The following is a 967-nucleotide window of genomic DNA, read 5'->3' as shown; positions in this document are numbered from 1 at the left end:
GGAAACAGCAGCGAAAGCACAGGCGGGGGAGACCCAAAAGCGGGTGGATCCACGCTTGACCGCCTGAAGAAAGAAGGCAAGGTGAAGCTTGGAGTTGCCAATGAAAAGCCTTATGGCTATAAAACGTCCGACGGCGAAGTGACAGGGGTTGCACCTGAGATCACGAAAGCTGTCTTCAAGGAAATGGGCATAGACACCGTCGAAGGGGAGGTCACGGAATTTGGTTCTCTGATCCCGGCATTGCAGGCGGAACGCTTTGATGTCGTCACCGCCGGCATGGACATCCGTCCGGAACGCTGTGCGGAAGCGGCATTCGGTGATGTAGAAATCCGCTACGGGGAAGGGATGGCCGTCCAGAAAGGAAATCCGAAGAATTTGCACAGCTATGAAGACATTGCCAAAAACCCGGATGTGAAGGTGTCGATCATGGCAGGAGCCAATCAGCATGAGTTCCTGAAAGAGCTGGGTGTCAAAGAGAATCAGATTGAAACGTCAGACAGCATCTCTTCCAATATTGCGGCAGTAAGCTCTGGCCGTGTGGATGCGACCGTCATGACGGAAGCGACGCTCCGCGAAGCGGTGGAATCAGCGGACCAGTCCAAGGTGGAAGAGGCCAAGCCGTTCACGCAGCCGGAAATTGGCGGGGAAAGCGTCATGAGCTACGGAGCTGCTGTCTTCAGAAAAGAGGACAACGAATTAAGGGAAGCATACAATGCTGAATTGAAAAAGCTGATTGATTCCGGAAAGATCCTTGAAATCTACGAAGAATTCGGGTTTGGGGAGGACAACCTTCCGGATGATGTAACGACAGAAGACCGCTGCGGGCAATAAATTTTACTACTGATTTGGGTCCCTTATGTTCTTACATGGGGGATTCTTCACCTTAGATACGAAGGAGCTGGGTCACTATTGAGACTTACATGATGTTTTTGCCGGAATTATTGCGCGGGGCAGGTGTGACGATCCA

1 protein-coding gene is annotated in these 967 nt (G+C 51.8%); it reads left to right on the top strand.

Annotated elements, in window-relative coordinates:
* Window positions 1–831, top strand: an 831-nt coding sequence (gene ehuB / locus FS666_RS19375) for an ectoine/hydroxyectoine ABC transporter substrate-binding protein EhuB (RefSeq protein ID WP_144463790.1), incomplete at its 5' end; no start/stop codon positions are given.
* Window positions 832–967 lie beyond the last annotated feature (136 nt).

The organism is Siminovitchia fortis, from assembly GCF_007681465.1.
Lineage (GTDB): Bacteria > Bacillota > Bacilli > Bacillales > Bacillaceae_C > Siminovitchia > Siminovitchia fortis.
Note: the sequence above shows the minus strand (reverse complement) of the source record. Positions and strands in the feature narration are given on the sequence as shown.